This is a genomic window from Pseudoalteromonas sp. MMG013 (genome assembly GCF_018100885.1).
In the GTDB taxonomy this organism is placed as follows: Bacteria; Pseudomonadota; Gammaproteobacteria; order Enterobacterales; family Alteromonadaceae; genus Pseudoalteromonas; species Pseudoalteromonas aurantia.
In genome coordinates this window covers 1-455 of sequence record NZ_JAGJEE010000121.1, presented here as the reverse complement: position 1 = coordinate 455, position 455 = coordinate 1, and the positions used below count along the sequence as shown (strand labels likewise).

The window sequence follows — 455 nt, the reverse complement described above, 5'->3', positions numbered from 1 at the left end:
GGCATCTTTAACATCACTTTTAGTAAACTTTCCTTGATAATATTGAGAGTCAAGACGATCCAAATAGACATAGATTCCCGTTCTCAACCAACCATATTGAAGCTCTTCATCCTCAAAATTCCATGAATAATCATAAAAGCAACAAAAAATATTCTCAATTATTTCTAATTCTAAATCTCTCAACATCTTTATCCCCCACCAACTTTTACATGCCTATTAGAAGGATACATAGAATTAATGTGCCAAACACCCTTAGCATCTTTAGCATAGCCAACCACAACAGTAGATAAATTATTTACTCGCTGAGGGTTATTACCTTTAGTGAACCCATACCCAACACTTTTTGGCATATCAAAAGATATACTCATATATTTATCTTCCTTTGTTGGATTTGCTAGAGCCAAGGCTTGATTAAATTTATCACCTTCAACTTTGGCTACTTCAAGCGTATCTAA

The 455-nt window shown here is 33.8% G+C and carries 2 protein-coding genes; both read right to left on the bottom strand.

What is annotated here, in order from left to right; genetic code table 11:
• On the bottom strand, window positions 1-186 hold a 186-nt coding region (locus tag J8L98_RS24625), incomplete at its 3' end, for a hypothetical protein (protein WP_210998688.1).
• Window positions 187-188: 2 nt separating this feature from the next.
• Window positions 189-455 (bottom strand): hypothetical protein (locus J8L98_RS24620; RefSeq protein WP_210998687.1); only part of this gene is annotated, 267 nt, incomplete at its 5' end.